This window comes from Achromobacter sp. RT286_PF (genome assembly GCF_059760425.1).
The window spans coordinates 1-255 of sequence record NZ_JCBAMR010000099.1; the positions used below are offsets into that span (position 1 = coordinate 1).

Annotated in this window: 1 protein-coding gene; it reads right to left on the bottom strand. The window is 57.6% G+C overall.

Annotated elements, in window-relative coordinates; translation table 11 throughout:
• Nucleotides 1–255 (bottom strand): hypothetical protein (locus AC6LJY_RS28015; protein ID WP_498137243.1); only part of this gene is annotated, 255 nt, incomplete at both ends.

Here is a 255-nt window from a genome sequence, read left to right on the forward strand (position 1 = left end):
TGTCGGCGGTATTCGATCTCTTTTTCGACTTCCTGTACCGCTTGCGTGTGTGCCCAGGTCTTCTCCAACTCTCTGATCCGCACCAGCGCCGCCGATGTAAAAAGCAGATACTGCCGTTCGGCATTGCGCGCCCATGCGAGCCGGTCGTTAATCAGCAAATGGCGTTGTTGATTGAATTCCAACACCGCGCCCACCGGATCGGGCAACGCCAATACCGGCACACCTTGCGGCAGGCCTTGCGTCTTTGCGATGTCG